Raw genomic sequence first — 7283 nt, 5'->3', positions numbered from 1 at the left:
CTGTCGGCTAAGAGCAAAACTGCCGGTGGTGAGAACCACGAATGATCACCACCGGCATCCCCAAACTTCTCCCCTCCTCGCACCCCGAGTCACTGCTCAGTCAGTACTCCTGTCTTCTAAACAGCTCGGGAAAACTGGGCGAGAATCCAGTCGCGTAGCCGGCAACACGCGTCGTCATTGATCCGGTCTTCACGAAAGGTCAGATAGTGCTGACTTTCATGGAGAACCACTTCCTCTTCGATCGGCCGAATCAGCGTGCCGTTTTCGATCAGGTTTGCAACCAGGTGATTCCATCCGAGGGCTACGCCCTGATGGGTCAACACCATGCTGATTACCAGGTTGTAGTCGTTCGCGTTGAACACGTGAGGACTGTCGTGGGGGCGTTTCTCGATATCGACATCGTGATAAGCCAGCCAAACGCCCCAGTCAACGTGCTCCGCTACCTGGGATCTGCCATAGGGACTGAGGTTCAGCAAAACCCCGTCGCGTAGTGCTTCCAGGCTGGACAGCTCAGGGTGCTGCTCTTTGTAACGAGGAGTGCACACCGGGTAGATGACGTCATGAAACAACGGATAACTGCGGTAGCCATCCTGAATCCTGGCCATTTTTGTGATGAAGATGTCCGGAGTTACACCCGGCTCCATCGACAAAAAGTTTTGAGTGGTGACCAGATTGAGGTCGATATCTGCGTTTTTGGTAAAAAAACCCGGCAGCTTCGCTGCGAGCCAGAGGGCTGAAAACGCGGGAGAACAGCAAAGCGTCAACGTGCGCTTGCCTGCATTGTTGGTACGAATGCGCTCCGCCGCCTGGGAAATGTTGACGAAAGATATCTGTGCCGCATCAAAAAAGATGGATCCGGCTTCCGTCAACTCGACTGCTCGCCCCACTCTCTTGAATAGATCCACCCCAAGGTACGCCTCAAGTTCCCGAATCTGACGGCTGATTGCCGCTTGAGTAACGCACAGTGCTTCTGCCGCACGGGTAAAGCTCTGATATTTTGCGGCGGCTACGAATGACTTCACTGCTTTCAGAGACGGCATTTTCAGCAGCGTCATGTCTGGATCGATGTGCTTAACCATAACCTAGAGTATTGAATATCCGGTTCGGGGCCCTTCGGAGGGCCGTTAGGGACGAGATCGGCGAGAGGGTTCCACCTGGAGCCTACGCTGGAGCGTAGCTCAAACACAGGGGCTAAAACAGGGCCAGCCGCATTCGTCTGCGCAACTGGCACTGCCGCGGTCGCAAATTGGCTTAATTAAATAATTGATAACATGACGTTATTGATTGGCTGGAAGAAATGTTGTTAGACGCTGACTCTATTAGGTAATAACTTGGTCCTCAAGGTACTGCTTAATTCAGCACCGATAAAACAAAAATAATAAACACCACATAATAAAGAGGATGGTCACAATGACTATTTCCCAACCTTTCTCCCAGCTTGACTGCCCCCACAAGCACCGTCTGAACTGATCAAGACACGTACACCTGAATTCTTGGTCTTATATCGTAATTGCAGCAGGAGGGGTTATGAGTCTTGGTGACGAGATACTCTCGGTAAAAAACATTTACAAAGTCTTTGGTGCTCAGCCAAAACTCGCGATGGAGATGCTGGCTCGCGGTGCTGATAAAAGTGAAATTTTCAGCAAAACCGGTCAAGTCGTTGGCGTTTTTGACGCCAGTTTTTCCGTAAAACGCGGAGAGATTTTCGTCATCATGGGGCTTTCCGGTTCCGGGAAGTCGACGATGGTCCGCTTGTTCAATCGACTGATCGAGCCAACCTGCGGAACAATCCATCTTAACGGACAGGAAATTACCGGTCTGTCGGATGCTGATCTGCTCAGCGTTCGTCGCAAAGACATGAGCATGGTATTTCAGTCGTTTGCCCTGATGCCCCACATGAGTGTGATCGACAACGTTGCTTTCGGTCTGGAAATCTCGGGTGTCGAGGAAAGTGAAAGGCATAAACGTGCACTCGAGGCACTCAAACAGGTGGGGCTCGATGGCCACGCCTACAGCTATCCGCACCAACTTTCCGGCGGTATGCAACAGCGGGTAGGCCTGGCCCGAGCGCTGGCCAATGATCCCGCTATCCTGCTGATGGACGAAGCCTTCTCGGCACTCGACCCGTTGATTCGCCACGAAATGCAGGGCGAACTGATCCGCCTGCAGGCAGAACAGCATCGCACCATCATCTTCATCTCCCATGACATCGACGAGGCGATTCGCATCGGCCATCGCATTGCGATCATGGAGGGTGGCCGGGTAGTACAGATCGGTACCCCGCAAGAGCTGCTTTGCAACCCGGTGAACGATTACGTCAGGGCTTTCTTCAAAGGTTTCGATGCCTCGAAGATCCTGAAGGCTGGCGATGTTGCCAGGATTTGTGCAGAGCATCCGTACGCCGTGGATCAATCCACGCCTACGCTGCGCGACGATGTACTCCTGCAGGACGTCTTTCACATCGTTGCTGATGCCGTTAATCCAGTTGCCGTGCTGGATCGCCAGGGTGTGTTCAAAGGCACGATCTCCAAGAGCCTGCTGCTTCAGACAATGAGCCGACACTAATAGGCTCTATTTGCTGGCTTGCCAGGCAAGGACATTCAGGTAATGACATGAACGAATTCAATTTTCTAGACCCATTTCAATCCATCAACGTCCCTTTGGGCCAATGGGTAGAAGTTGCCCTGAATTTTCTGGTTCATAATTTCCGCGAGGTATTTCGCTCGATCAGATGGCCAATCGACCAGGTACTTAATGGCATCCAGTTCGGATTGTTGGCTATTCCTCCGTCAATATTCATTATTATTGCAACGCTCTTCGGCTGGCAGATCGGAGGGAAAAAGATAGGAATCCTTTGCCTCGTCACCCTCACCCTCTTAGGAGTGATCGGCGTATGGAATGACGCCATGATCACCCTCGCCCTGGTACTCACTTCACTGTTTTTCTGTGCAGTTATTGGCATACCGCTGGGCGTCCTGTGTGCCCGGAGTGACCGGCTTGAGATGCTTCTGCGGCCGGTGCTCGATGCAATGCAAACACTGCCTGCTTTTGTTTATCTGGTACCCGTGGTGATGCTGTTTGGTATCGGCAACGTACCAGGGGTACTGGTCACGATCATCTTTTCGGTAGCACCACTGGTCAGGCTCACCAATCTGGGAATTCGCCAGGTACCGGAAGACAAGGTTGAAGCAGCCCGGGCTTTCGGATGCACCCCACGCCAGATGCTGAGACGGGTTCAACTCCCTTTAGCTGCACCGACGATCATGGCGGGTCTGAATCAGGCGTTGATGCTGTCACTTTCCATGGTGGTGATCGCATCAATGATTTCGGTTGGCGGGTTGGGGATGATGGTACTTCGCGGGATTGGCCGCCTTGATATGGGCTTGGCAACCGTCGGTGGATTGGGGCTGGTATTGCTGGCGATTTTCCTCGACCGACTGACCCAGGCAATGGGCGAACGCAGTAACAGGGCAACCAAAGGCGAGCACTGGTACCAGACAGGCCCGGCGGGTGTCATTTATCGCCTGAAGAAAAAAAATACTCTTACGAAAATAGAAGTCAGTCCCAAAGAAAACTAACTCCGCTCAGCGGCGCGTCGTGAACCAAAAGAAATGCCAACTTCTTTAATCCAGCCAAGGCAAACGATAATGAACTTCACAACATTCGGAATAAAACAGAAATTCATTCACTCTGTGGCGCTTTTAGTACTAGCGGTTTCACCTGTTTTCGCATCGGCCGCCACGGCGCAGCTGCCCGGAAAAGGGATATCAATCACTCCCATATTCCCGTCAATCGCCGAAGAGCGATTCCGCGGAGAGATTGCAATGGCAGGTCTCAAGGAATTGGGCTATGACGTTGAGACGCCTAAGGAAACCGAGTACTCCACCATGATGATTGCGATTGCCAATGGTGACGCTGATTTCTCGGTTCATCTGTGGGAGGAACTACACAAATCTTTCTACGAGAAGGCCGGCGGCGATGAGACGATGGTGAAAACCGGCGCTATTATGCCGGGCGTACTACAGGGCTACATGATCGATAAGAAAACGGCTGACGAGTATCACATCACCTCTATCGATGATTTGAAAAAGCCAGAGATTGCCAAGCTGTTCGATAGCAATGGCGACGGTAAAGCCGACCTGACAGGTTGCAACCCCGGCTGGGGCTGTGAGCTGATCATTGCCCACCATATGAAAGCCTATGGCCTGGAAAAAACCGTCACAAATAACCAGGGCTCCTATTTTGCCCTGATGGCCGACACTATTGCTCGTTATAAAGAAGGCAAGCCGATTCTCTATTACACCTGGGTACCTCAGTGGATTTCCGGTGTTCTGGTTGAAGGTAAAGATGTTGTGTGGTTAACCGTGCCGCGTACGGATCTTCCAGGTGGCAAAAACGATACCAACACTACCTTCAATGGTAAAAACCTTGGTTTCGCGGTAGACAGTGTCAAAGCGGTCATCAATAAAGAGTTTGCCGAGAAAAATCCGGCGGCCGTGAAGTTCCTGTCTGAAATGCAGATCACTACCGACGATGAAAGCGCGCAAAATCTGAAAATGCACAATGGCGAAAAAAGTGCAGCTGACATTACCCGGCACGCCAAAGAATGGATCGCGGCCCATCGCGCGAAATACGACAGCTGGCTGGCAGACGCACGCGCCGCGGCAAATACCGCCACCGCAAAGAACTAGTCCCTTCTTATAAATCTGCATAAAAGGTTGCCCTTCACCGGGCAACCTTTTATCCGTTTCGGCGTTCATCACTCGGGAATATTGAAATGCAGTTGTATTCATTCGTCCAGAATTTCAGTTACAAGGACGCGCCCCTGCATACACGCGAGTTGGTTAAAACTTGCCTGCTCGACATCATTGGCGTGGCCGCCGGTGCTCGCAATAATCAAACCAGCGTGATGCTCAAAACCTACGCTGACACCCACTACTCTGCCAACAAGCTGTCCAGTCGCCTCTGGTTCGACGGCAGAGCCGTACATCCCTTGGGCGCCGCGTATGCCGGCGGTTTCTGCGTTGATAGCCTGGATGCACATGAAGGTCACTTCACCTCCAAGGGACATGCGGGTGCGACCGTAGTCCCGGCCATTGTTGCATTGGTTGACGCGTATCGCAGTCAGGGCAAAGACATCAGCGGCGAGGAATTCCTCAGCGCACTGTGCATCGGTTACGAGACTGCCTTGCGGGCGGGCCAGGCATTGATGGCCACGGCCCCGGAATACCATGCCTCAGGTGCCTTTTCCGGGATCGGGGTCGTTTGCGCCGGTGCCCGCCTGCTGAAGCTTGATGAAACGACGTTCCGTCATGCGCTGGGTATCGCGGAATACTTTGGCCCCAGGTGCCCGATGATGCGCCTGGTGAGCTTTCCGACGATGTTGCGTGATGCCCACGGCGCCGGGGCGTATGCCGGACTGAACGCATTACTGATGGCGCAGCTCGGTGTCACGGGCGCTCCAGCCGCCACCGTTGAACCTTTGGAGATTTCCACTTTCTGGCAGGACATCGGGACCCGTTGGGAGATCGACGAGCAATATTTCAAACCGTGGCCGGTATGTCGGTGGGCGCAACCGGCACTCACGGCCATGACCGATTTGATGCGAGCACATCCAGTCATCACTGCTGAGTTGATCGAGACCATCGATGTCGAGACATTCCACGAGTCTGTGTGCTTGCAGGGGCATTTTCCGAAGAACGCGGATGAGGCCCAGTATGCGCTGGCGTTCCCGCTCGCTGCCTTGATCGTTCGCGGGAAGCTGGGGCCAAAAGAGGTCACCGGGGATTCCATTCATGCACCGGACATCTTGAACATCAGCGCGAAGATAACCCTTCATGAGGCGCCCGACCTGTCCGCCAGGTTCCCTGAGGAAATTCTCTCCCGCGTCACCGTTACCCTGAAAGACGGCACGCGTCTTACGAGCCCCACCGCGACGGCCAAGGGCGACCCCGGCAACCCTATGTCGAGTGCCGAACTCACGGCTAAATATCTTTTGCTGGCTGATGACAGCTTGGGATCCACGCTCAGCAATGCGATCAAGAACAGTGTTGAAGCACTGCCTGAGAGCGATGACTGCGAGTCATTCTTTGATTTGTTGCTGTCTGCTCCAAAAACCGCTGTCTAGATTGCGCAACGGTTTCGCAGCTATTGGTAAAGGTGTCAAAGAGGATTTATGCCATTCGTATTCGAGAGCGTGCTTAAAGACAAGAACATGGGGTACTCCTATACGGCGCAGAAACCATTAATGCCGCAGGCGGTGACTCGTGTAGCTTTCGTGCTTTTGAACAATTTCTCGATGATGTCGTTCACCGGCGCTATCGATGCACTGGTGACCGCCAACCTGATTAACGAGACACCGGCGTTTGAGGTGTTGACGGTCGGCATCAAGAACCGCCTTGTAATGAGCGATCTGGGAATAGCAATTTCAGCGGACCTGGAGTTATCCCAACTACCGGATCGTATCGACGTTCTCATTGTCGCTGGTGGTTTGCGAGTGAAGCTGATCAGCGACCCGCTGTTACGGCGCAAGCTACGTAACGTCGCATCTCTTGGCGCGACCATGGGCGGTTTGTGGAATGGTGCGTTTTTTCTGGCGGAAGCTCAGTTAATGGACGGTGTCGAGTGTGCCTTCCATCCAGATGGGCGAGCGATGATGGAGGATGKTTTCCCCAAAGTCCTGGTCACTTGTCGGACTCACGTATTGGATAGAAACCGTATCACATGCGCCGGCGCCAGCAGTTCGTTACGAATGATGCTGGAGCTCATCACCGCTAAACAAGGCGTGTCGCTGACCCACGCTGTCGAGGAAATACTCAGTTGCGATCAAACCGCTGAAGTCTCCGGGATATCGACTGTCATCGTTGACACTGACCCCACCTTGCCACAAACCCTGAAGCTCGCTTTAGAACTGATGCAAAAGAACATCGAAGAGCCACTATCGATCGACGAACTGGCTGAATGTGTGAAAATTTCCCGACGACAATTGGAGCGGCGTTTCTGCCGATTCGTGGGCGCCACGCCCACACGCTACTACCTTGAGCTGCGCTTGACTCGAGCGCGACAGCTTATTCTGCAGAGCAATCGGCCGATCACCGATATCGCGATTGCGACCGGCTTCTGTAGTTTCGCCAACTTCCATATGCGCTTTCGTGACTTCTTTGGCGTCGCGCCAAGCAGTTATAGAGCAACGTATGAGCGCAGGCGCTAAGTTTTCCGAAACCCGGGCACGCGACAAACATACGAAACCCGCACCGTCTAAGCCGAGTAAACGATGGCTGGCA

At 53.2% G+C, this 7283-nt stretch carries 6 protein-coding genes; 5 read left to right on the top strand and 1 reads right to left on the bottom strand.

Translation table 11 applies throughout. The features are described 5' to 3' along the window. Positions 1-116: 116 nt before the first annotated feature. Positions 117-1079, bottom strand: coding sequence for a LysR family transcriptional regulator (locus AC1DRN_RS17205; protein WP_223462299.1), 963 nt, complete (start codon positions 1077-1079; stop codon positions 117-119). A 448-nt stretch (positions 1080-1527) separates the two neighbouring features. Between AC1DRN_RS17205 and AC1DRN_RS17200 the strand changes: the two genes are divergently transcribed. The 5 genes from AC1DRN_RS17200 (at position 1528) to AC1DRN_RS17180 (ending at position 7210) form a co-directional block, all read left to right on the top strand. Beyond that, positions 1528-2565 carry a quaternary amine ABC transporter ATP-binding protein gene (locus AC1DRN_RS17200; protein ID WP_223462298.1) on the top strand — a complete coding sequence of 346 codons (1038 nt, stop codon included), beginning with the start codon at positions 1528-1530 and terminating at the stop codon, positions 2563-2565. A 47-nt stretch (positions 2566-2612) separates the two neighbouring features. Then, the gene (gene proW / locus AC1DRN_RS17195; protein ID WP_263289793.1) at positions 2613-3578 is read left to right on the top strand and encodes a glycine betaine/L-proline ABC transporter permease ProW; all 966 of its coding nucleotides are present in this window, start codon (positions 2613-2615) and stop codon (positions 3576-3578) included. Between the two features lie 69 nt (positions 3579-3647). After that, entirely contained in the window at positions 3648-4691 is a 1044-nt protein-coding gene (gene proX, locus AC1DRN_RS17190) for a glycine betaine/L-proline ABC transporter substrate-binding protein ProX (protein WP_223462297.1), read from the top strand. Between the two features lie 86 nt (positions 4692-4777). Continuing rightward, the gene (locus AC1DRN_RS17185) at positions 4778-6127 is read left to right on the top strand and encodes an MmgE/PrpD family protein (RefSeq protein WP_457265838.1); all 1350 of its coding nucleotides are present in this window, start codon (positions 4778-4780) and stop codon (positions 6125-6127) included. 48 nt (positions 6128-6175) lie between these two features. Next, positions 6176-7210 carry a GlxA family transcriptional regulator gene (locus AC1DRN_RS17180; protein ID WP_477786756.1) on the top strand — a complete coding sequence of 345 codons (1035 nt, stop codon included), beginning with the start codon at positions 6176-6178 and terminating at the stop codon, positions 7208-7210. The last annotated feature ends 73 nt before the right edge of the window (positions 7211-7283 follow it).

The sequence above is a fragment of the Pseudomonas sp. P5_B3 genome (assembly GCF_056400405.1).
This window is presented reverse-complemented; position numbering and strand designations above follow the sequence as displayed.